This is a genomic window from Lacinutrix algicola (genome assembly GCF_001418085.1).
Lineage (GTDB): Bacteria > Bacteroidota > Bacteroidia > Flavobacteriales > Flavobacteriaceae > Lacinutrix > Lacinutrix algicola.
The window spans coordinates 1-23,798 of sequence record NZ_LIQH01000030.1 but is presented as its reverse complement, the minus strand read 5'-3'; the positions used below and the strand labels follow the sequence as shown (position 1 = coordinate 23,798).

At 31.4% G+C, this 23,798-nt stretch carries 20 protein-coding genes and 2 rRNA genes; 10 read left to right on the top strand and 12 right to left on the bottom strand.

Features of this window, described 5'->3' with window-relative positions; translation table 11 throughout:
• Nucleotides 1-2: 2 nt before the first annotated feature.
• From ASC41_RS05575 to rsmG, 4 genes are all read right to left on the bottom strand, one after another.
• Complete coding sequence (locus tag ASC41_RS05575) at nucleotides 3-1,514, bottom strand: S8 family peptidase (RefSeq protein ID WP_055435654.1); 1,512 nt, start codon at nucleotides 1,512-1,514, stop codon at nucleotides 3-5.
• Between the two features lie 104 nt (nucleotides 1,515-1,618).
• Nucleotides 1,619-1,906: a Sec-independent protein translocase subunit TatA/TatB gene (locus tag ASC41_RS05570; RefSeq protein WP_055435653.1), complete on the bottom strand. Its 288-nt coding sequence runs from the start codon at nucleotides 1,904-1,906 to the stop codon at nucleotides 1,619-1,621.
• Between the two features lie 96 nt (nucleotides 1,907-2,002).
• Nucleotides 2,003-2,530 carry an inorganic diphosphatase gene (locus ASC41_RS05565; RefSeq protein ID WP_055435652.1) on the bottom strand — a complete coding sequence of 176 codons (528 nt, stop codon included), beginning with the start codon at nucleotides 2,528-2,530 and terminating at the stop codon, nucleotides 2,003-2,005.
• 193 nt (nucleotides 2,531-2,723) lie between these two features.
• Nucleotides 2,724-3,353 (bottom strand): 16S rRNA (guanine(527)-N(7))-methyltransferase RsmG, encoded by a 630-nt coding sequence (rsmG, locus tag ASC41_RS05560; protein ID WP_055435651.1) that lies wholly within the window; start codon nucleotides 3,351-3,353, stop codon nucleotides 2,724-2,726.
• Between the two features lie 147 nt (nucleotides 3,354-3,500).
• On the opposite strand from rsmG, the gene ASC41_RS05555 reads away from it, so the two are divergent.
• Together ASC41_RS05555 and ASC41_RS05550 are read left to right on the top strand one after the other, a co-directional pair.
• Nucleotides 3,501-4,595: a fatty acid desaturase family protein gene (locus ASC41_RS05555; RefSeq protein ID WP_055435650.1), complete on the top strand. Its 1,095-nt coding sequence runs from the start codon at nucleotides 3,501-3,503 to the stop codon at nucleotides 4,593-4,595.
• Nucleotides 4,596-4,627: 32 nt separating this feature from the next.
• Nucleotides 4,628-5,815 (top strand): pyridoxal phosphate-dependent aminotransferase, encoded by a 1,188-nt coding sequence (locus ASC41_RS05550; protein ID WP_055435649.1) that lies wholly within the window; start codon nucleotides 4,628-4,630, stop codon nucleotides 5,813-5,815.
• Nucleotides 5,816-5,869: 54 nt separating this feature from the next.
• Here ASC41_RS05550 and ASC41_RS05545 read toward each other — a convergent pair whose 3' ends face one another.
• From ASC41_RS05545 to trkA, 4 genes are all read right to left on the bottom strand, one after another.
• Nucleotides 5,870-6,139: a hypothetical protein gene (locus ASC41_RS05545; RefSeq protein WP_055435648.1), complete on the bottom strand. Its 270-nt coding sequence runs from the start codon at nucleotides 6,137-6,139 to the stop codon at nucleotides 5,870-5,872.
• 214 nt (nucleotides 6,140-6,353) lie between these two features.
• The gene (locus ASC41_RS05540; RefSeq protein WP_055435647.1) at nucleotides 6,354-6,608 is read right to left on the bottom strand and encodes a hypothetical protein; all 255 of its coding nucleotides are present in this window, start codon (nucleotides 6,606-6,608) and stop codon (nucleotides 6,354-6,356) included.
• Between the two features lie 104 nt (nucleotides 6,609-6,712).
• On the bottom strand, nucleotides 6,713-8,218 hold the full coding sequence (locus ASC41_RS05535; RefSeq protein WP_055435646.1) for a TrkH family potassium uptake protein: 1,506 nt from the start codon (nucleotides 8,216-8,218) through the stop codon (nucleotides 6,713-6,715).
• A gap of 6 nt (nucleotides 8,219-8,224) precedes the next feature.
• A complete protein-coding gene (gene trkA / locus ASC41_RS05530) occupies nucleotides 8,225-9,574 on the bottom strand; it encodes a Trk system potassium transporter TrkA (protein WP_055435645.1) in 1,350 nt (449 codons plus the stop codon).
• A gap of 98 nt (nucleotides 9,575-9,672) precedes the next feature.
• Here trkA and ubiE point away from each other — a divergent pair, with 98 nt between their 5' ends.
• The gene (gene ubiE / locus ASC41_RS05525; protein WP_055435644.1) at nucleotides 9,673-10,401 is read left to right on the top strand and encodes a bifunctional demethylmenaquinone methyltransferase/2-methoxy-6-polyprenyl-1,4-benzoquinol methylase UbiE; all 729 of its coding nucleotides are present in this window, start codon (nucleotides 9,673-9,675) and stop codon (nucleotides 10,399-10,401) included.
• A 1-nt stretch (nucleotide 10,402) separates the two neighbouring features.
• The gene (gene porT / locus ASC41_RS05520) at nucleotides 10,403-11,125 is read left to right on the top strand and encodes a type IX secretion/gliding motility protein PorT/SprT (RefSeq protein ID WP_055435643.1); all 723 of its coding nucleotides are present in this window, start codon (nucleotides 10,403-10,405) and stop codon (nucleotides 11,123-11,125) included.
• 159 nt (nucleotides 11,126-11,284) lie between these two features.
• Here porT and ASC41_RS05515 read toward each other — a convergent pair whose 3' ends face one another.
• Complete coding sequence (locus ASC41_RS05515) at nucleotides 11,285-12,004, bottom strand: RNA methyltransferase (RefSeq protein ID WP_055435642.1); 720 nt, start codon at nucleotides 12,002-12,004, stop codon at nucleotides 11,285-11,287.
• An 80-nt stretch (nucleotides 12,005-12,084) separates the two neighbouring features.
• Here ASC41_RS05515 and tamL point away from each other — a divergent pair, with 80 nt between their 5' ends.
• The 3 genes from tamL to accD all read left to right on the top strand — a co-directional run bounded on the left by tamL (nucleotide 12,085) and on the right by accD (nucleotide 16,873).
• Nucleotides 12,085-14,613 (top strand): translocation and assembly module lipoprotein TamL, encoded by a 2,529-nt coding sequence (gene tamL / locus ASC41_RS05510; protein WP_055435641.1) that lies wholly within the window; start codon nucleotides 12,085-12,087, stop codon nucleotides 14,611-14,613.
• 118 nt (nucleotides 14,614-14,731) lie between these two features.
• The gene (gene fbaA / locus ASC41_RS05505) at nucleotides 14,732-15,799 is read left to right on the top strand and encodes a class II fructose-bisphosphate aldolase (RefSeq protein ID WP_055435640.1); all 1,068 of its coding nucleotides are present in this window, start codon (nucleotides 14,732-14,734) and stop codon (nucleotides 15,797-15,799) included.
• Between the two features lie 216 nt (nucleotides 15,800-16,015).
• Nucleotides 16,016-16,873, top strand: coding sequence for an acetyl-CoA carboxylase, carboxyltransferase subunit beta (accD, locus tag ASC41_RS05500; protein ID WP_055435639.1), 858 nt, complete (start codon nucleotides 16,016-16,018; stop codon nucleotides 16,871-16,873).
• Between the two features lie 54 nt (nucleotides 16,874-16,927).
• On the opposite strand, the gene ASC41_RS05495 is transcribed toward accD, so the two are convergent.
• Complete coding sequence (locus ASC41_RS05495) at nucleotides 16,928-18,028, bottom strand: sensor histidine kinase (protein WP_055435638.1); 1,101 nt, start codon at nucleotides 18,026-18,028, stop codon at nucleotides 16,928-16,930.
• 197 nt (nucleotides 18,029-18,225) lie between these two features.
• On the opposite strand from ASC41_RS05495, the gene rpsO reads away from it, so the two are divergent.
• The 3 genes from rpsO (at nucleotide 18,226) to ASC41_RS05480 (ending at nucleotide 22,523) form a co-directional block, all read left to right on the top strand.
• Nucleotides 18,226-18,495 carry a 30S ribosomal protein S15 gene (gene rpsO, locus ASC41_RS05490; protein ID WP_055435637.1) on the top strand — a complete coding sequence of 90 codons (270 nt, stop codon included), beginning with the start codon at nucleotides 18,226-18,228 and terminating at the stop codon, nucleotides 18,493-18,495.
• A 197-nt stretch (nucleotides 18,496-18,692) separates the two neighbouring features.
• The gene (locus ASC41_RS05485) at nucleotides 18,693-20,933 is read left to right on the top strand and encodes a polyribonucleotide nucleotidyltransferase (protein WP_055435636.1); all 2,241 of its coding nucleotides are present in this window, start codon (nucleotides 18,693-18,695) and stop codon (nucleotides 20,931-20,933) included.
• 162 nt (nucleotides 20,934-21,095) lie between these two features.
• A complete protein-coding gene (locus tag ASC41_RS05480) occupies nucleotides 21,096-22,523 on the top strand; it encodes a glycosyltransferase family 2 protein (protein ID WP_055435635.1) in 1,428 nt (475 codons plus the stop codon).
• Between the two features lie 630 nt (nucleotides 22,524-23,153).
• Here the strand turns inward: ASC41_RS05480 and rrf are convergent.
• Both rrf and ASC41_RS05470 read right to left on the bottom strand, forming a co-directional pair.
• A 5S ribosomal RNA gene (gene rrf, locus ASC41_RS05475) occupies nucleotides 23,154-23,261 on the bottom strand.
• A gap of 134 nt (nucleotides 23,262-23,395) precedes the next feature.
• Nucleotides 23,396-23,798 (bottom strand): 23S ribosomal RNA (locus tag ASC41_RS05470); the annotation flags it as partial.

The following is a 23,798-nucleotide window of genomic DNA, read 5'->3' as shown; positions in this document are numbered from 1 at the left end:
TTTTATTGGACAGCTTGTAAAGCATCTATATTTCCATAACCAAAACTTGAGCTTTTATTAGGATATAAATCTGCAGATTGCTTTAATTTATTTAACACTTGAGTTTTACTCCAAGTTGGATGTTTAGCCCAAACTAAAGCAGCAATTCCTGCAGTAGTTGCTGTTGCTACAGATGATCCTCCTGTATAACGTCTCTGGTTGTTGTAAAATCCTAAAACAGGTGGAGCTTTACTAGTGTTATTGTCTCCTTCCATGATAATAGTAAAATCTATTTTACTTCCCGTATGACAAACATCGCATCTTTCGTAGTTACTACCATCTGTTACACCTGTTACCGCAACTGTTTCACTCATAGTTGCTGGAAAAATAACACCATATCCATTAGTGAAACTTGTAGATGTACCGCCTGCAGCGAAAATTAGTTTTCCTTTACTATTCGCATATTTAACAGCATCTTTAATATTACCAATAGACCATAAATAACCAATAGACATTGAAATAATTTTAACATCACTTCTATTGCCTAAAGCAATTAATGCATTAGAAACACCTTTACGTTCATGGTAATCGTTTAACAACACATCTTCTGTTGCTCTATAAGCAATAAGGTTTGCATTATAAGCTACACCTACTGGCATACCATTATCATTTCTTGGTGCAGCCATTGTAGATGCCATTGCAGTACCATGTCCACATTTATCGTGCACACCATCGTAATTATTAGACCACCACCAATTAGAATCTATAAACGTTCCATATTTTTGAACGTACCTTGAATTAGAAGAGTAACCATCTTTAAATCCGTTTCCGTTTAAAAGTGATTGTGATTGCGAAACTCCTGTATCTATTAGTCCAATACCTATTCCAGCTCCAGTACTATAGTTCCAAGCTTGAGGAATATTATGCTTATTAAAATGCCATGATATTTGTGCGTTATTTGGATTAGTAGTTGTGTAATGTGCACTATTTATAAATTCTCCATTTTTACTACAACCAGAACTTGATTTCATAGTATAATCTGTACCAAAATGATTATACCCATTTGCTTCTAGGTAACGTACATTCTTTGTTGCTCTTAATTGTCTAATAGTTTCTATGTTTTCAACCTTAACATCTATAACATTAATAATTTCATGTTCTATAACCGTTTCATTTCCGCGCTTATAGTTTTCGTTGGTTTCAACAATTTTTAAAAGATTATCTTTTTTTGTTTCTAATGCCGAAGAGCGTTGTTCACTAAAGTTTTCATTTTCTGACCCATAGCCTATTGTTAAAATATTATTGCCATGCATAACGGCACTCCATAGAAAATAATCTGATTCATTTTTCCAATCGAATGCTTCTCCTTTATTGAGTTGAGCTTCAATTTCGGAATTAATTTCTTGAATGGTTAATGGTTTAGATTGGTCTACAATTTGTTGACTTTCTTCTTGAAAATCATTAGTAGTGTCTTTTGCGCAAGAACTCACAATAATTAGTGTTACTAGAAGTAACTTAATGGTGTTAGTTTTCATTTAATATATTTTTAGTGGTTACAGTCTAAATATATTAAATATTTCACATTATATTAACTTTTAAAATATGAAATCCTTAAAAAAGAAGATAAATTAAATAGGAATTACATTTTTCTGCTAATAGAACCCGTAAAATCCTCAAACTCGTCTTTTACTTTTTTAAGTTCTTCTTGTACATCTTTAGTGATGCTTGTATCTAAGCCTTGTTTCTCAGCAGTTTTAGTGATCTCTGTCTTTATATCGTTACTAGCATCTTTAAGCATACGCATGCCTTTTCCTAATCCTCGAGCTATTTCGGGAATATTTTTTGCACCAAAAATCATAACTACTGCTAGTATTATTAATATAGCTTCTTGTCCACCTATAAATAAAAATGTTGCTAATTGTATCACGCTACAAATATAGTAAGTAAAAACTTTTTAAATGTTAAAAGCCTTTCAAAATTAAATTCTGAAAGGCTTTTATTTTATAATATATAACGGTATTAATTATATTTTAAAATTACCATTAGTTTTGTGTTCGCTATTCTCATAACGTTCAACACATTTATTTAAAATCTCGTAAGCTTCTTTTGCATCTCCCCAAGCACCTATATCAACTTTCTTCTCTTCTAGATCTTTGTAAACCTGGAAAAAATGAGTGATCTCCTTTACTCTGTGTGGGTTTAAATCTCCTATGTCTTTATAACTATTCCAAATAGGATCTGTAACTGGTACACAAATGATTTTTTCATCTGGTCCTTTTTCATCTGCCATATGGAAAACTCCAATTGGCTTCACCTCTACAACGCACATTGGAAATGTAGGCTCAGTTCCCATTACTAAAACATCTAATGGATCTCCATCTAATGCTAAAGTTTCCGGAATAAAACCATAATCTCCTGGATACATCATTGAAGAAAATAACATACGGTCGAAACGAATTTTATTTAATTCGAAATCGTACTCATACTTATTTCTACTTCCTTTTGGTATTTCTATTAAAACGTCAAACGTTAATTTTCCTGCTGGACTCATATTCTATTTTTTTTGTTTCCTTAATTATTTAAAAATTATAAAAAAGGAAAATGTGTTTCTTTTATTTTCTTTCGAAAAACCATTCGTTTTTCGGGGTGCAAAAGTACAAGATTATTTAGCTTTCTACAAGTAAAATACAGTTAGATAACAATTTAATGAAACTAAAACGTTGTAAAAGGCACAATTCCTACAATTAACCTTTGTATTTTATAGGTAAGTGTACTACTTTTTTTGTTTCATAAAAATCTTCAGAATAAAAATCTGAAATATTATATATAGTTGCTGTTCTGTAGTCTTGAAGCTCTTCATCTAAATCACCTCCTTTAAGATATAAAATCCCGTTTTTAAGATCGTGGTCTTGATGTTTAGATACTCTACCTTTAATCCAATGTACAAAAGTAGGCATTGCTGCTACTGCTCTACTTATAATAAAATCGTAAGTTTCTTTTATTTCTTCAACTCTACAATGTGTTGTTTTAACATTTTCAAGACCTAAACCCTCTACAACTTCATTAACTACTTTTAGTTTTTTTGCAATACTATCTACCAAATGGAAATTACATTCTGGATATAATATGGCTAAAGGAATTCCTGGAAATCCTCCACCTGTTCCAACATCCATAATATTAGCATCGTCTTTAAAATCGATAACCTTTGCAATAGCAAGAGAATGCAACACATGACGTAAATATAACTCGTCAATATCTTTTCTAGATACTACGTTAATTTTCAAGTTCCAATCTTGATACAAAGCTTCAAGTTTTGTAAACTTTTCAATTTGATCTTGTGTTAAATTTGGGAAGTATTTTAATATGAGTTCCATAAGCTTTTATTATTGTGCAAAAATAGAAATTAATAGCTCATATTTTTATGAAATTCTCTATTAGTTCACTCACAATTATTAATTATCTTTGTATCATAAAATATGAGTGGTACATTTTTTGTACTCGTACTATTCAAAAAAATAATTATGTCAAAACAAACAATAACATTTTCAAGAACTGACCCTGCTAAGTTTTTTAAAACACTAAACAAACGTGTAAATAATTACTTTAAGGAGAATGAAATTAAAAAAACTGGTAATTGGAGATTATACATTAAAGCCATAGTAATGTTTACATTATTACTTGGACCTTTAGTACTATTATTAACAGTCGATTTATCTGCATGGCTTCAAATATTATCTGTAATGGTTATAGGTATTGGAATGGCCGGAGTAGGAATGAACGTTATGCATGATGCTAATCACGGTTCTTTTTCTAGTAAAAAATGGGTTAACAGATTAATGGGAAGCAGCATACACATATTAGCTGGTAACGATTATAACTGGAAAGTACAACACAATGTATTACACCATACCTATACAAACATTGAAGGTCATGATGAGGACATCGATGCGGGTAGAATAATTCGTTTCTCTAAACACTCTGAATGGTTAAAAATCCATAAGTATCAAAAATATTATGCTTTTTTACTATATGGCTTATTAACAGTAAACTGGGCCATTACTACAGATTTTAAACAAACTTATATTTACTTAAAACGTAAACTGTCTTATGGTGAATTTCCGAAACCAGCAACACAATGGACTAAGTTAATTATTGGTAAAATATTATATTATTCAATTTGGGTGGTTTTACCTATTTCTATGGGCTATGCTTGGTGGCAAGTTTTAATAGGCTTTTTAATAATGCACTATACTGCTGGAATTATACTAAGTGTTGTTTTTCAATTAGCACATGTTATGCCTAATACAGATATGCCTATTCCTGATGAAAATGGAAATATGAAAAACACTTGGGCAATACACCAATTGTTTACTACTTCTAATTTTTCACCTAAAAATTGGTTAGTAGAATTTTATACAGGTGGTTTAAACAGGCAAGTAGAGCACCATTTATTTGCACACATTAGCCATGTACATTACAAAAATATCGCAAAGATAGTTAAAGATACAGCTCACGAATTTAGCTTACCATATAATGAATACAATACCATGTGGAAAGCAATAGGTGAACATTACCAACAATTAAAAGTGTTAGGTCAAAAACCTAATATGGCATAACACAAATTTGTATTTTAAATAACACTTCATACATGAATCAACTTTCAGAAAGAATAACAAACATGTCTACGTCTGCCACTCTAGCAATGGCAGCAAAAGCAAGAGAGCTTAGAGCAGAAGGTAAAGATATAATAGGATTAAGTTTGGGAGAACCAGATTTTAATACTCCAGACTTTATTAAAGAAGCTGCAATACAAGCTGTAAACGACAACTACAATTCTTATTCACCGGTTGATGGTTATGTAGATTTAAAAGAAGCTGTAATTACAAAATTTAAGCGCGATAACAACTTAACATATACTTTACCTCAAATTGTAGTTTCAACTGGAGCTAAACAATCTTTATATAACATTGCACAAGTAATGTTAAACAAAGGAGACGAGGTTATTTTACCTTGTCCATATTGGGTAAGTTATAGTGATATTGTTAAAGTTGCAGAAGGCGTTCCTGTAGAAGTAAAAACATCTATTGAAAACGATTTTAAAATGACTGCCTCACAACTTGAAGCAGCTATTACACCAAAAACAAAAATGCTATGGTTTAGTTCTCCTTGTAACCCAAGTGGATCTTTATATAGCAAAGAAGAATTAGAAGCTTTGGCTTCTGTTTTAGTAAAGTATCCTAATATTTATGTAGTTTCAGATGAAATTTACGAACACATAAACTACACAGGAAAGCCACACGCAAGTATGGCTGGTATTGATGGAATGTTTAACAACACGATAACTGTAAATGGTGTTTCTAAAGCTTTTGCAATGACAGGCTGGAGAGTTGGATTTATTGGTGCTCCAGATTGGATTGCGCGTGCTTGTAACAAAATGCAAGGACAAGTAACTAGCGGAACAAACTGTATAGCACAACGTGCTGTTATAACTGCTTTAAACGCAGACCCAAGTGTTGTAGATTATATGATTGACGAATTTAAAGTACGTCGTGATATGGTTTTAAATTTACTTGAAGGTATTGAAGGTTTTAAAACCAATACACCAGAAGGTGCTTTTTACGTATTTCCAGATGTCACTTATTTCTTCGGAAAAACTTTACGTGGAAAAACAATAAACAATGCTACAGATTTCTCTCTATATTTATTAGAAGAAGCACTTGTTGCTACAGTAACTGGAGATGCATTTGGAAATCCTGATTGTATTAGAATTAGTTATGCTGCTTCTCAAGATCAAATTAAAGAAGCTGTAAAAAGAATTAAAGCGGCTTTAGTTTAAGTCACATTAATTATAAAATATTAAAAAGCCTCTGAAATTATTCAGAGGCTTTTTTTATAACATAATATATACAAAAGCTATAATTAATATTAGTACAAACAAGCCTATTAGTACTAAACGTTTTTGCTTTCTTAATTTATTTTCGTGTGCAATTCTCTCCTGAATGCGTTTTAACTTTTCTGGTGTAGATTTCGGTAAATTATATTCTGTTTTCTCTTTACTAGTATGCACAAAGCTAAATCTGCTCTCTTTACGCTTACCTACTAATTTTCTATTAGCATTTAAAGATTGATTTGCTGCTGCCATAGATCCTCCTCCTCCCATAAGTTCTAAGTATTATTCCGAAAATTCCGGTATTAAACAATAAGTGAAATGAATAGATATATTAACGCAGAACTTGCAAATTCTGAATATCTATTGATTTTAGCAGAAATAAAACACATCTACTAAAAGGAAAGCTGCTTTAACTATAAGTAACACTTTTTGTAAAATAGTTACAGTTTTGAATAAAAATATTAAATATTTAGTTTAAAAAAACCTATATAAAAGCAATAACAGTTGCTACAAAGAAAATCAAGACTTTTAAACTAGTCTCAACAAAACAGCACGTTTGAAATTGATTACTCTTAACACGTTGTTTTATACTATACAAAGAAGACGATTTAAAATTTTTAAAATTAGCTTTTACAATGTTTTTATAATTCGAATTTAACAAGCCTAAATAGCTGTTAACTTTAGATGTTTGAACATTTGAGTTTGAAACTAAATTAGAAGTAATTGTAATTGATTCCATGATGATTGATGTGTTGTGGTTATATAATTACGACGAAGCACAATCAAAAATGTTACAAACAAACATCTTCTTATCAACACAAAAAACTAAAAAAGAGAACGCAACTACCTATTTCTCCAAAAGAAAGGCGTTAATAAAATTAATACCGTAAACAACTCTAATCTACCAATTAACATTAAAAAAGATGCCCACCATTTACCAACAGCTGGCAAACCATCATAATTATTAACAGGTCCAAAATCGCCCAACGCAGGACCAACATTACCAAGACTTGAAGCCGCTAAACCAATAGAAGATTCAAAGTCTATTTCCATCATCGAGAAGCCTAATGTACCGGCAATAAATGCCAAAAGGTAAAGGATAAAAAATCCAAGGATATTAAATACAATATCTCCAGAAACCGACCTTTTATTATAACGTACTGGCAATATGGCGTTAGGATGTAAAGCTCGTTTAAATTCATAAAAACCATTTTTTATGGTAATTAAATGTCGCACCACTTTTATTCCTCCAGATGTACTTCCGGCAGAGCCACCAAGAAACATCATTCCGAAGAAAAATATGGTTAGAAAAGGTGTCCAAAGCGTATAATCCGCAGATATAAAACCTGTAGTTGTAATTATCGTTAATACTTGAAATAAACTGTGTCTAAAGGCACTCTCTGCTGCTCCCCAAACTTGTGGATGTTCTATTGTGGAAATACTCATATCAGCATTAAAATAGATAATAACAGCCGCTACAAGAGTAAAAATAGCAATAAACTTAAAATAGAGTTTAAACTCTTCGTCTTTATAAACTTTAGATATCTTTCCTTTAAACGCAAAGTAGCTTAATACAAAGTTTGTACCTGCTAAAAACATGAATACAATAATTATGTACTGTATTAAAGGTTTATCATTCCAATAAGCAACACTAGCATTTTTTGTAGAAAAACCACCAGTAGACAATGTAGTCATTGAATGATTAATAGCATCGAAAAAAGACATTCCTGCTACTTTTAGCAGTATTGTTTCGGCAGCTGTATACCCAAAGTATATTAACCATAAACGCTTAGCTGTATCTGTAATTCTTGGATGCAACTTATCTGCACTTGGTCCAGGTGCTTCAGCTGCAAAAAGCTGCATACCACCAATTCCTAATAATGGCAAAATAGCTACAGCGAGTACAATAATACCCATTCCACCAATCCAATGGGTTAAACTTCTCCAAAACAATATACCTTCTGGAACAACTTCAATATCATTTAAAATAGTAGCTCCTGTGGTTGTATAACCAGACATCGTTTCGAAAAAGGCATCTGTAAAATTTGGTATCGCTTCTGTAAAAACATATGGTAAGGACCCAGACAAAGTCATTACTATCCACCCAAAAGCTACAACAATGTAACCTTCTCGTTTATTCATTACTTTTTTATGGTTCCTAGTATAAAACATAGCAGAAACACCAATAAGAACAGTAATTAATCCAGATAAAAACAACTTTAAAGTAACGCCATCCTTATAGATTAAACTTACTAAAGTCGACAAAAGCATGAAACCTCCATTAAAAAGGAACAATAATCCGAAAAAATGAAAAATAATTTTATAGTTAAGCTTTATCCTTTTGTACATAATAAATTATAAAAATAATTTTTCGACTTCTTTAATAGACTTCGGTAAACAACAAACTACAATATAATCACCTTCTTCAACAATAAAATCTCCTAAAGCAATTAAACCTTTACCATCTCTAATAACACCTCCTATAATAGCGGAACGTGGAAATGCAATAGTTTTAATTTGTTGATTACATATTTTAGAATCGCTCTTCACTCTAAACTCTAACAACTCGGCATTCATGTTGTTAAGCTTAGTCATAGCAACAACCTCTCCTTTACGGATGTATCTAAATATATTGTTTGCAGCAAGTAACTTTTTATTTACTAAAGTATCGATACCTATAGATTGAGATAACTCAAAATAATCCATATTTTCTACTAAAGCAATTGTCTTTTTTACGCCTTTAGATTTAGCAACAAGGCAAGACATTATGTTAGTTTCAGAATTACCAGTAACAGAAATAAAAGCATCCATATCGCTTATATTTTCTTCTTCTAGTAATTCAACATTCCTTCCATCTCCATTAATAACTAATATTTTTTCAAGCTCATCTGCAAGATCAAAAGCAACATCTCTATTACTTTCAATTAGCTTGATATTAAATCGTTTTGAGCTTAAATCTCGAGCTGTTTTATAACCAATTTTACTACCACCAAGAATCATAACATCCTTAATTGCTGTATTAGCTTTACCAGTCATCCTACACAATTCTTCTCCTCCTCCTGCACAAGTGATAAACACAACCGTATCTCCTACTTGAAATTGAGTATCTCCTCTTGGAATAGTAGTATATTGAGTCCCAAAACGTTGAATTGCAATAGGCACAAAGTGAATTTCTGGAAAATATTGAGCAGCTTCTTTTACAGATTTACCTACAAAAGATGCTGTTTTAGATAAGTTTAAACTTACCATTGTTAGTGCTCCTCCTTCAAACTCGTAACTTTCATTAAAAGCAGATTGGTTTAACAGCAACTGAATCTCCGAAGCAGCAAGTGCCTCAGGCGAAATAAGTTCGTCGATACCCAAACGCGTAAAACCAACCTCCTCTTTATGTGTAATAAATTCGGTATTAGAAATACGTGCAATAGTACGCTTAGAGCCTAATTGTTTGGCCAAAACGCAAACCGTAATGTTTGTAGTTTCAGATGCAGTAACTGCAATAACAAGGTCACTCCCTTCCACTCTTGCCTCTTTTAATATGGCAATAGAAGTCGCGTCTCCTTTTAAAACTTTTATATCTAAATGATTGTCTGCGTACGATAGACTCGCTTTATCAGTGTCTATTAACGTGATTTCTTGAGATTCGTAGGACAATAATTTTGCTAAATGAAATCCTACTTCACCAGCTCCAGCAATAATTATTTTCATTCTTTATTTTATATGAAAGGAATAGCAAAGGTAATTAATTAATTGTTTTCATGTTTCTTAAAGCATATACAATGTATTATCTTTGAAAAAAAACTATTTTGAAAAAAGTAAATCCCTATAAAGACAGTAGTCTTGGCAAAAAAGAACAGGTTACAAAAATGTTCGATACTATTTCTGGAGAGTACGATGGTTTAAATCGTGTAATCTCATTTGGAATAGATATTAAATGGAGAAAGAAAGTAGTCGAAATTGTTAAAGCTACAAATCCAGAAAGTGTTTTAGATATTGCTACAGGAACAGGAGACCTAGCTATTAATCTTGCAGAAACTAGTGCTACAAAAATTGTTGGATTAGACATTAGTAGCGGTATGCTTGAAGTTGGAAAAACAAAAATTGCAACTAAAAATCTTAATCATAAAATTGAAATGATTATTGGAGACAGCGAAAACATGCCGTTTGATGATAATACTTTCGATGCTATTACTGTAGCTTTTGGTGTTAGAAACTTTGAAACATTAGAAAAAGGTTTAAAAGATATTTTACGTGTTTTAAAACCTGGTGGCACTTTTGTTATTCTTGAAACTTCTGTACCAACAAAATTTCCTTTTAAACAAGGTTATAAATTTCATTCTAAAGTGGTATTACCAACTGTTGGGAGATTATTTTCTAAAGACAAAACAGCGTACAAATATTTAAGTGATAGTGCATCGGTTTTTCCTTATGGAGAAGCTCTAAACAATATTTTAAGAAATATTGGGTTTATAAATGTGAAAGATTTACCACAAACTTTTGGAGTGGCCACAATTTATACAGCATCAAAACAATAACATGAGGAAACTAATTGCCCTATTTATATGTATTACAGCAACCACTGTGTGTTCCGCACAGTTGTTTACTAAAGAAAAAGTACAAAACAACCAAAGTATGGATAAGCAATCCCTAAGTTGGGGATATTACTTTGGTACAAATAATCTCGATTACAAAATTGATTATAACGATAATAAAGGTGATATAGAATCTGTAAAAACGTTTGGTTTTAACGTTGGTTTAGTTGGAGATATTCGTGTAAACGATTTTATTAATTTCAGACTTGAACCAGGCTTGGTTATTGCTGCAAGAACTTTAAATTATCCTGAAAATTATTTTGATGGTATTCCTGCAGACGATTTAAATAAGTCTGATTTTTTACGTGAAGTAAAATCTACTTACATATACATTCCTTTATTAATGAGGCTTTCTACTAAGCGTCATAATAACTTTAAGCCTTTTATTACTTTTGGTATTGCAACGTCTCTAAATTTATCGAGTAACGAAAAAAATCCTGAAGATAATAGTGGAGGAGAATTTAGAACCACTAAAAGCACACAGTTTTACGATATTGGTTTTGGTATAGATTTTTATTTACAATGGTTTAAATTTACACCTTCTATTCGCGGTGTTTTTGCTATAAACGATGAGCTCGTTAGAGATGAAGATCCTAATAGTCCGTGGACAGGTAATATAAATTCTATGAAAACGCGTGGTGTTTTTATTAATTTTACATTTAGATAAAATTAATTATCAGTCGTAGGTTTCAATGTTTCGTCTTTGCTAACATTTTTCATTCGAAAAAATGTGTGGTAATTCCTTCATGTTTTTCAATTATAAAAAATGGATTTCTGCCTTCGCAGAAATGACATACAAGAGTGAGAAACTTAAAATAGTTTTAATTTAACTCCTTTTAAACTCACTCAGCAATATTGCAGTTGCTGTAGCAACATTTAAACTTTCGGTAGCTTGTAAATCACCAAAACGAGGAATAGCAATTCGATCTGTCACTTGTTTTTCCATAGCTTCAGAAATGCCATTTGCTTCATTACCCATAATTATAATACCTTCTTTTGGTAATTTGCTTTTGTAAACATTTTCACCATCCATAAAAGCTCCAAAAATGGGTGTTTCAGCTTCAGCTAAAAAAGTATTTAAATCTAAATAACTAATATTTACTCTTGTTATAGATCCCATTGTAGCCTGTACAACTTTAGGATTATAACAATCTACCGTCTCTTTACTACATACTAATTCTTTTATGCCAAACCAATCGCATAATCTTATAATAGTACCCAAATTTCCAGGATCACGAACACTATCTAAAGCAACAATTAAGCCTTGAGTCTCAATGTTTTTTTGTTCTGGAATTTTAAAAACTGCAAGTGCTTTATTTGGAGTCGTTAGAAAACTAATTTTCTTTAATTCGTTTTCTGTTATTAATGTTTCACTTTCGGTATGACTTTTGAAAGGCTCTGTTGTAAATAAATAATGTAACTCTAATGAAGATTCTAGAAGTTCTTTAATTACTTTTATTCCTTCAGCTACAAAAAAACCATCAGCGATTCTGTATTTTTTTTGCTTAAGACGTGTTATTAGTTTTATTTGGCTTTTTGATAGCATTTAAAAAATGTATTTTTGAATCTTAAGTGATTCAAATTAAAAGTTTAGAGTTGAAACAAATCCTTTTAAAGACCGTTTAGTTGAAAATACAAGATTCAAAAATACTACTTATTATTTTAATTTTTGGTTTTCTAACCGCATGTAACTCTGTTAGACGCGTACCTAAAAACGCCCACTTATTAACTAAAACAACAATTAAGGTTAATGATAGTACAGAAGAAAGTGAGTCTGTTACCAATCTTATATATCAGAAACCAAATAGTAGCATTCCTTATATTAACTTTAAAACTCGGCTTTATTTATATAATTGGGCACGACCTAATTTAGATTCTATTTTAAAAGCTAAAATTGCAAACAACCCAAAACGTACCAAAAGACAAATTAAATTTTTATCTAAAAAGCAGTTTGATCAAGGTCAGAAAATGAAGTTAGGTATTAATAAATGGCTTAAAAAAACTGGAGAAGCTCCTGTTATAGTAAACGATACACTTTCTGAAAAAACAATTAAAAGACTAGAGAATTATTATTACAATAATGGTTGGTTTGAGGTTAAAGCAGATTATGAAACTACAAGAAACGATAACCAAAGAGCTGTTGTTACTTATAATATTAATACTGGAAAACCCTATTTAGTAGACTCTTTAACTACAAATATTACTACTCCGGTTATAGATTCATTATACCAAAGCACGTTAAATAAGTCTTTAATTAAACCGAACATGCAATATCGCACCAATAATTTTATCGATGAGCGCGATCGTATAACTGAAACATTAAGAAATTCTGGTGTTTATCATTTTTCTCAAGACAATGTCTTGTTTAAAATGGATAGTATGGGTAAAACAAAAAAAGTTAATGTAGAATTATATATTACCGAAAAACCAATTAGACAAGAAGACACTACGCGCTACGAACCTTTTAAAATTTACAAAGTAAAAGATGTAAATATATATACCAATAGTGCTTTCGAAAACAAAGACAAACCAATTACAGATTCTACATTGTATAATGGCTTTAATATATACAGTAAAGAAAAATTACGTTATAATTCTAAAATGCTAACAGATGCTGTTTTTATTAAACCAAATACTCTTTTTCGAGATAAAAACAAACCACTTACATCAAGACGAATTAGTAATTTAAAAACTTTTAAATACCCAAAAATAGATTATGTGGTAAACGACGCGGATACTACATTAACCGCTAATGTTTATTTAACACCTCTAAAGAAATTTGGTTTAGATTTTAGAGCAGAAGCCTCCCAAAGTAACATACAAACTATTGGTTTTTCTTTAAATCCAAGTGTGTTAATGCGTAATGTGTTTAAAGGAGCAGAAACGCTTGAACTTTCTGGAATTGCCTCTATTGGTGCTTCTAAAGATGGCTCAGATGAAGGTGATCCATTTTTTGATATTAATGAGATTGGTGCAAATTTAAAATTAACAATACCACGTTTATTTTCTCCTTTTAACACCTCTAAAATAATACCAAGTTCTATGTTTCCCTCAACAAATATTAGTTTAGCTGCAACTAGCCAAACAAATGTAGGATTAGATAAACAAACAGCAACAGGAGCTTTTAATTACAGGTGGTTTCCTAATAGTAAAGTAACAAATAGTTTAGATATGTTTAATATTCAGTTTGTAAAAAACTTAAACACTGATAACTATTTTAATGTTTACGAAAGTTCTTTTAATACACTAAATGCAATTGCCGTAAACTCGGGTTACATTAATGCTGGTGAGCAATTATCGTTTCCAGAAGAAGCTGAGCTATTTATAGAAAATACCATTAACGGAACAAATAGTGTAAGTTCAGACAACTTACAAACGGTTAATTCTATAAACGAAAGAAAAGAAAGATTAACAGAAGACAACCTTATACTCGCTACAAACTTTAGTTTTACTAAAGATGGACGAGACAATCTATACGACAATCAATTTTCTATTTTTAGATTAAAATTAGAACTTGCTGGAAATGTTTTTTCTGCTGCTTCAAATATTTTAGGTCTTCAAAAAAACAACAATGACAAATACGAAATGTTTAATGTTGCATTTTCTCAATATGTAAAAACAGAATTAGACTATGTTAAGTATTGGGATTTAGGAAGTAAAAATATTATAGCAATTCGTACCTTTTTTGGAATTGCTATTCCTTATGGTAATTCTACTAATATTCCTTTTTCTAAAAGTTTCTTTGGTGGTGGAGCTAATGATAACCGTGCTTGGTCTGCATACAATTTAGGACCAGGAAGTACACAATCTGTAAATGAATTTAACGAAGCAAATATGAAAATTGCTTTAAGTGCAGAAAACCGTTTTAATCTTTTTGGAGCTCTTAACGGAGCAATTTTTATAGATGCAGGAAATATATGGAATGTACTTGACGATGTTAAAGAAGACGAAGCTACATTTACTTCTATTGATTCAATAAAAGACATTGCTATTGGCTCTGGTTTTGGGCTTAGGTACGACTTCAATTTCTTTATACTAAGAGGTGATATAGGCTTTAAAACGTACGATCCATCTTATGGTGACAGCAATCGCTGGTTTAATGATTACAACTTCTCAAATGCTACCTATAACATAGGTATTAACTACCCTTTTTAATAATTTATTTACCAGGTTAAACTACATCGTTTTCGATGTTTTATTACCTATTCTAATAAAAAATATTTAAAAATTGTTTACTTTTGAAATTCAATTTTTTAACTAAAACATTAGATAAATGTCACACAATATTAAACCAGGTGTAGCTACTGGAAAAGAAGTTCAAGCAATATTCAAATTAGCAAAAGAAAAAGGCTTTGCTTTACCTGCTGTTAATGTTGTTGGATCAAACACAATCAATGGTGTTTTAGAGACAGCAGCAGCTTTAAATGCTCCAGTAATTATTCAATTCTCTAACGGTGGAGGTCTTTTTAATGCAGGAAAAGGTTTAAGTAACGAAAACCAAAAAGCTGCAATTGCAGGATCAATTGCAGGAGCTAAACACGTTCACTTAATGGCAGAAGCTTATGGTGTTCCTGTAATTTTACATACAGATCATGCAGCAAAAAAACTATTACCTTGGATAGACGGTTTATTAGACGCTAGTGAAAAACATTTTGCAGAAACTGGAAAGTCTCTTTATAGCTCGCACATGATTGATTTAAGTGAAGAGCCTCTTGAAGAAAACATAGAAATTTGTAAAACATACCTTGAGCGCATGAGCAAAATGGGAATGACTTTAGAAATAGAATTAGGAATTACAGGTGGTGAAGAAGATGGTGTAGATAATAGTAATGTAGACGAATCTAAACTATACACACAACCTGAAGAGGTAGCATACGCCTACGAAGAGTTAAGTAAAGTAAGCGACCAGTTTACAATTGCAGCTGCTTTTGGAAACGTTCATGGTGTATACAAACCTGGAAATGTAAAATTAACTCCAAAAATTTTAAAAAATTCTCAAGAATATATTTCTAACAAATTTGGTGTTGAACATAACCATATAGATTTTGTTTTCCATGGTGGTTCTGGTTCTACAGAAGAAGAAATTCAAGAAGCTATTGGATATGGTGTAGTTAAAATGAACATTGATACAGACATGCAATATGCATTTACAACTGGTGTTCGTGATTATATGAAAGAAAAATCTGAGTATTTAAAATCTCAAATAGGTTCTCCAGATGGCCCTGAATCTCCAAACAAAAAATACTATGACCCAAGAAAATGGTTAAGAGAAGGTGAAATTACTTTTGTTGAAAGATTAAAGAAAGCATTCGAAGATTTAAATAATGTAAATACATTATAAACTTAAAATAACATTTTATAAATCCCGCTTTAACACCGTTAAAGCGGGATTTCTTATTAAAAAGAGCAAGCGATTATGATATAGACATACCAAATGTTGAGTTGTATCGATAAAAATAGTAATTTTGTCGTCTTGTGTTATCACAAACCCGAAAACTAACTAATAGCAACTATTCTAATAATATTAGAATTATAAACTAAAAAAAAGTAAATCAATATGGCTTGGTTTAAAAGAAAAGATAAAGGAATTCATACTTCAACAGAAGACAAAAAAGACATCCCAAAAGGATTGTGGTATAAGTCTCCTACTGGAAAAATTATAGATTCCGAAGAATTAGCTAAAAATTTCTACGTAAGCCCTGAAGATGGCTATCACGTAAGAATTGGAAGTAAAGAATACTTCGAGATATTATTTGATGACAATAAATTTAAAGAATTAGATAAAGACTTATCGTCTAAAGATCCTCTTAAATTTATTGACACTAAAAAATATCCTGAACGCTTAAAAGCTGCACAGGAAAAAACAAGTTTAACAGATGCTGTACGTTGCGCTGTTGGAAAATCTAAAGGTAAAGACCTAGTAATTGCTGCAATGGATTTTGCTTTTATTGGTGGCTCTATGGGTTCTGTTGTTGGAGAAAAAATTGCACGTGCTGCAGATTATGCTCTAAAAAACAAATTACCTTTCATGATTATATCTAAATCTGGAGGAGCTAGAATGATGGAAGCTGCATTATCTTTAATGCAATTAGCAAAAACATCTGTAAAATTAGCACAACTAGCAGATGCAGGATTACCATACATCTCACTTTGTACAGATCCAACTACAGGAGGAACAACTGCTTCTTTTGCAATGTTAGGAGATATTACTATTGCAGAGCCTGGAGCTTTAATTGGTTTTGCTGGACCTAGAATTGTAAGAGACACTACAGGAAAAGAATTACCTGAAGGTTTTCAAACTTCTGAATTTCTATTAGAACATGGTTTTCTAGATTTTATAACACTACGTAAAGATTTAAAAAATAGAGTTAACCTATATATAGACTTAATAACAAATGCTCCTTTAAGAGCATAAAGAAATATTCTATTACTTTAAAAAACCTCATAATATTAAATTTGTGAGGTTTTTTTATGCCTTTTTTAAGTAAACAACAAAACTAGTTCCTTCATTAAGAACACTAGTTACAGCCACTTTACCTCCCAAAGATTCAATTTGGTTTTTTGTAATAAATAAACCTAAACCTTTAGATTCTATATGAGTATGAAATGTCTGGTATAAAGAAAACAAACGATCACCATACTGCTCTAAATCTATACCTAAACCATTATCTGCAAGCGTTATTAAAACAAAATCACCTTCAACTTTAGAACTTAATTTTATGTCACATTTCCTATCCTCAGATTTGTATTTGATACTATTAGTGAGAAAATTAAGAAAAATACTATCCAAATAAGCCTCTATACCAATAACATACAAAGAATCATCAACATTGTTTTCAATAAAACAAGAGTGATATTTAGCTAAAGCACTAACATTTTGTATTGCACTTTTTACAAAATTATTAAGCTTAATAGGTTTTAACTTGGATTTATCATAATGTGTTTCGTTAGCAATTTCATTTAAATCACTTACCGTTTTTTCTAAATTATCAAATGCTTCGTAAAGCATTGGAACATTTTCATAAGACTTAAAATTAACAATATCTCCTTCTATAAAGGTTAATAACGTTTTTAAATTGCCAGAATGAGTTCTTAAATTGTGAGTAACTATATTAGAGAAATTAACTAACCTCCTATTTCTTTCTTTTATAATTTCGACTAATACTTTTCGAGCTTCAATAGCATTAATTTTATCTGTAATATCTTGTAACTGTGAAATAAAATATTTAGGCTTATTAAATTCATCTCTTACCAAAGTAACCGATAATTGAGCCCAAACAATAGAACCATTCTTTTTAAAATAACGTTTCTGTAATTCGTAGTTTTTAATCTCATTGTTCATTAACTTATTTAACTCTACCAAATCAGTAGCTAAGTCTTCTTTTACTGTAATTTCTTGAAATGTCATCTCCAGTAATTCAGACTCAGTATATCCTAACATATCACAGATGCTTTTACTAACCAATATCCATTTCCCATCTAATCCTACAATAGCAATTCCATGATAACTATGGTTAAGGATGGTGAATAAGAGATTTGAGTCAATTGAATCTGTAATAATTTCCTTCATTTAATAATAACAATTTAAACACTGTTTAAAAATATAAAAAAATTCCTACTTATGTTAAATAATAATTGGGTTTTTATTCAAACATTTTTTTAAATGTTATTCTCTTAAATATATCTTCAAATAATTATTATTTACTATATTTGCGGCTCGAAAGACAAGCTTTCGTTTACATAACAATCATTTACAATAATATTAGAATGTATTTAACAAAAGAAGGTAAAGAGGAACTCTTTAAAAAACACGGTAAAGATGCAAAAGACACTGGTTCTGCAGAAGGTCAAATAGCATTATTCACTCAAAGAATTGAGCACTTAACACAACACTTAAAGAAAAATCGTAAAGATTATAATACTGAGCGTTCGTTAGTAATGTTAGTAGGAAAAAGAAGAAGCTTACTAGATTACTTAACTAAGAAAGATGTCTTAAGATATCGTGCTATAGTAAAAGAATTAGGATTAAGAAAATAATCTCAATATAAAGACCACGCCAAACAGCGTGGTTTTTTAGTATAAAATAACTCGATTTGGAAGAGTCTAAACACCAAAATTGAAGAAGCTAATTATAGTTTTTCATTGGGCACTACTACTACACAACACAACTACCAATGTTTAACCAAAATTCCGATAGAGAAACTAATCATCGGTATTAGAATTAAAACTTATTTATGATTCCAAAAGTTTTTAAAGAGGTCATAGACCTAGGAGACGGTAGAGAAATTACTATCGAAACTGGAAAGCTAGCAAAACAGGCACACGGTTCTGTTGTTGTTACATCAGGAAAATGTATGATGTTATGTACCGTAGTTTCAAACTACGAACAAAAAGATCTTAACTTTTTACCATTAACAGTAGATTACAGAGAAAAATTTGCTGCTGCAGGACGTTACCCAGGTGGTTTCTTCAAAAGAGAAGCAAGACCAAGTGATGGAGAAGTATTAACTATGCGTTTAGTGGATAGAGTTTTACGTCCATTATTTCCAAAAGATTATCATTCTGAAACTCAGGTGATGATACAATTAATGTCTCATGACGAAAATGTTATGCCAGACGCTATGGCTGGATTAGCAGCATCTGCAGCTATTCAATTATCAGATTTCCCTTTTGAATGTGCTATCTCTGAAGCTAGAGTTGGACGTATAAACGGTGAATTTGTTATTAACCCAACTAGAGCACAATTAGCAGAATCTGACATCGATATGATGATTGGAGCTTCAGCTGATTCTGTAATGATGGTTGAAGGTGAAATGGATGAAATTTCTGAAGACGAAATGGCAGATGCTATTAAGTTTGCTCATGAAGCTATTAAAGTACAATGTGCAGCTCAGTTAAGATTAGCTGAAGCCTTTGGAAAGAAAGCTGTCCGTGAATATGAAGCAGAAAGAACAGATGAAGATTTAGAGAAAAAAGTACATGATATGGCATACGATAAAGTATATGCTATAGCAAAAGCTGGATCTTCTAAACATGAAAGAACTGCAGCTTTTCAACAAATAAAAGAAGATATTAAAGCTACTTTTTCTGAAGAAGAATTAGCAGATTATGGTGGTCTAGTTTCAGACTACTACCGTAAAGCTGAAAAAGCAGCAATTAGAAACTTAACTTTAGATGAAGGTTTACGTTTAGATGGTCGTAAGACTAACGAGATTAGACCAATCTGGTGTGAGGTAGATTACTTGCCATCAACACATGGTTCTTCTATATTTACTCGTGGAGAAACTCAAGCATTAGCTACAGTTACTTTAGGTACTTCTAGAGATGCTAATAAAATAGATATGCCGTCTTACGAAGGTGAAGAGAACTTCTATTTACATTATAACTTCCCTCCTTTTTGTACAGGTGAAGCTAGACCTATTCGTGGAACATCTCGTAGAGAAGTAGGACATGGTAATTTAGCACAACGTGGTTTAAAAGGAATGATTCCTGCAGATTGTCCATACACAGTACGTGTAGTGTCAGAAGTATTGGAATCTAACGGATCGTCTTCTATGGCAACTGTTTGTGCAGGTACTATGGCATTAATGGACGCTGGTGTGCAAATGACAAGACCTGTTTCAGGTATTGCAATGGGATTAATTTCTGATGCAGAATCTGGTAAATACGCTGTATTATCTGATATTTTAGGAGATGAAGATCACTTAGGAGATATGGATTTTAAAGTAACGGGTACTGCCGAAGGTATTACTGCTTGCCAAATGGATATTAAAGTAAAAGGATTAAGCTACGAAATTTTAGTAAATGCACTAAAACAAGCTAGAGATGGTCGTTTACATATCTTAGGAAAAATAACAGATACTATTGATACTCCTAATGCTGAAGTTAAAGAACACGCTCCAACTATGGTTACAAGACGTGTACCTAACGAATTCATTGGAGCTTTAATTGGACCTGGAGGAAAAGTAATCCAAGAGATGCAAAAAGAAACAGAGACTACTATCGTTATCAACGAAGATCCTGTGACTGAAGAAGGTATTGTTGAAATATTAGGTGTAGGTAGTGCAGGTATTGATGCTGTTATGGCAAAAATAGATGCTATATTATTCAAACCGCAAGTAGGTAAAACATACGAAGTAAAAGTAATCAAAATGCTAGATTTTGGAGCTGTTGTTGAGTATATGGATGCACCAGGAAACGAAGTGTTATTACACGTAAGTGAATTAGCATGGGAACGTACAGAAAACGTAACTGACGTTGTAAATATGGGTGACGTTTTCAATGTAAAGTATTTTGGACAAGATCCAAGAACTCGCAAAGAAAAAGTATCTCGTAAAGCATTACTAGAGAAACCAGAAGGTTATGTTGCTAGACCACCAAGAGACGACAAACGTTCTGGAGGTCGTGAAAACAAAGGTTCTAGAGACAACAAACGTGACGATAGAAAGCCAAGAGAAAACAAAAAAGAAGATTAATTCTTTCTATTTACATTCTTAATAAAAACCCTAAATGTTTATTTCATTTAGGGTTTCTTTTTGTTCTAAAAAAATATAATACTATGTTAAATAAAAATTAAAAACAATCTAAATTGTAATTGTAAACGTAAATCTATTTTAAACCAATCACAATAAAGATTTATGACTTCAAAAAAAGCAAATTTTATATTATCTTCAAAAAGTAAAATCAAAAAAACATCTAGCGATTTTACATCATTTTTAAGTAGTAAATCAAAGACATCTAGTTCAGAAAACAAAATAGTGCTCCTTAGTACATTTTCACTCTTACTATTTGGTGTTTATTTCTTCTCTGTTTTTCATGAAGACTTCGAAAAATTTAATGCAAATAAAATAAGTTCTTCTTTAGGAGTTGCTTTAGTTGTAATAGCTATTACATTATTTACTTTTAAAGTTTTGTTTTTCCTATACAAAGCATTTAATTACTATCAATATAAGCCTATTGAATCTGCTCAAGATAAAGAATTACCAACATGTAATATTATTGTGCCAGCCTACAATGAAGGTAAACAGGTTTGGGATACTTTAATGAGTATAGCAAATAGCAACTATCCTGAGCATAAAATTCAAATTATATCCATAGATGATGGAAGTAAGGACGATACATGGAAGTGGATGCTTGATGCTAAAAAGAATTTAGGAGATCGTTTAGAAATTTACCAACAACCGGAGAATTTAGGAAAACGTCAAGCACTTTATCGTGGATTTAATTTAGCAACAGGCAATATTTATATAACTGTAGATAGCGATTCAATTGTAACAGAAGATACACTTAGAAATTTAGTAAGTCCATTTATAAAAAATGAACAATGTGGAGCAGTAGCTGGAAACATTAGAGTTTTAAACAATAAAGAGGAAATGCTTCCTAAAATGTTGGATGTTAGTTTTGTTTTAAGTTTTGAATTTGTACGTTCTGCAGAAAGCAATTTAAATTCAGTTTTATGTACTCCAGGAGCTTTAGCTGCATACAAAAGTACTGCAGTTCATAAATGCTTGCCAGAATGGATTAACCAAACCTTTATGGGTAAACCATCAGATATTGGTGAAGACAGAGCGCTAACTAATATGATTCTAAAACAAGGTAAACATGTATTATTTCAAAAAAATGCAATAGCATATACTAATGTTCCTGAACAATACATTGGATTATACAAAATGTTTATTCGTTGGGGACGAAGTAATGTAAGAGAGAGTCTAGAAATGGCCAAATATGTTTTTAAAAATTTTAGAGCTAAAGGAAAAACTGGAACAAGAGTTTTATTTATAAGTCAGTTTTTAAAGATATTGATGAGTTACCCATTATTAATAGCAATGCTATTTTTCGTATCAGTGCACCCATTGTTATTTATAGGATCAACCTCTGTTAGTATTTTAATAATATCTACATTCTCTGTTATATTTTTTTCAACTAAATATAAAACTACCCAAGGTATATGGGCATACTCATACAGTATTTTATATACTTTCGCTTTGTTCTGGATAACTCCTTATGCTATAGCAACTGCTAGCAAAAGAGGTTGGCTAACAAGGGATTTGTCACCAACAAAGTAGTATTAAACAATTTTTAAGAAGTTAGACTTCAAATTTATAGTACTTTACTAAAATTTGAAGTCTTTTTTATTCAAAAAAACTAATTTATAAGATACTTCTGAAGAAAATTTATACTGATTTTCAAAGTGATAATAAAAAAAATGGTATTTAAAGTATTTCTATCATCATACTAACTATTAGATACTATTAAAAAAAAGTACAACTGATAAATAGATTAAAACAATTTAAAATTAAAGTGTGAAAATGATTTTAAGCAATGAAAAATATTATCTAGTATAAAAACTTATGAAATAATATTTAAGCTCTTGTAATTGTTAATAATCAACAAACAGCTACTAATACATATTGATAAGTGAAGGAATAATATTATAAGATTATTTCAAAGCTAAATATGTCTTTAAAAAAATCAGTCAATTTATTTATGGCGCGTTTTTATAAAAATAAAAACCATGCTATACACTATATCTTTTTTTTGCATAAATGCAACAAAAAAAAGGATGCCGTTGCTATCATTCGCGCAAGACCTATCAACATAAGTCAGTAGTGTTAAACATTATTTTATATGCTTCTTGCTTTCTAAAAGGTTTAAACAAAAAAATCCTCAACAAATAAATGTTGAGGATTCTCTAAAAAAGGCGACGACCTACTCTCCCACGAATGTAGTACCATCGGCGCAAATAGGCTTAACTTCTCTGTTCGGAATGGTAAGAGGTGAGCCCTATCGCAATAATCACCTTAAATCTTTCGGTGTATGTAGTGATTTAACATCATCTACTTAACCGTATAAAATAACATACTGAAAAAAGTACACTTTAGTGTATTAAACATGAAAATCGTAATAATATCTATTGTACTTAGTAAAAAAACAGGCGTACAATAAGCCTATGGGTTATTAGTATCACTCGGCTATGACATTACTGCCTTTACACCTATGACCTATCAACGTAGTAATCTCCTACGACCCTTTAAAGAAATCTCATCTTGTGGTGGGTTTCGCGCTTATATGCTTTCAGCGCTTATCCCTTCCCAACGTAGCTACTCTGCAATGCTCCTGGCGGAACAACAGATACACCAGAGGTTAGTCCAACTCGGTCCTCTCGTACTAGAGTCAGATCCACTCAAATTTCTAACGCCCACTGTAGATAGAGACCGAACTGTCTCACGACGTTCTGAACCCAGCTCGCGTGCCACTTTAATGGGCGAACAGCCCAACCCTTGGGACCTTCTCCAGCCCCAGGATGTGACGAGCCGACATCGAGGTGCCAAACCCCCCCG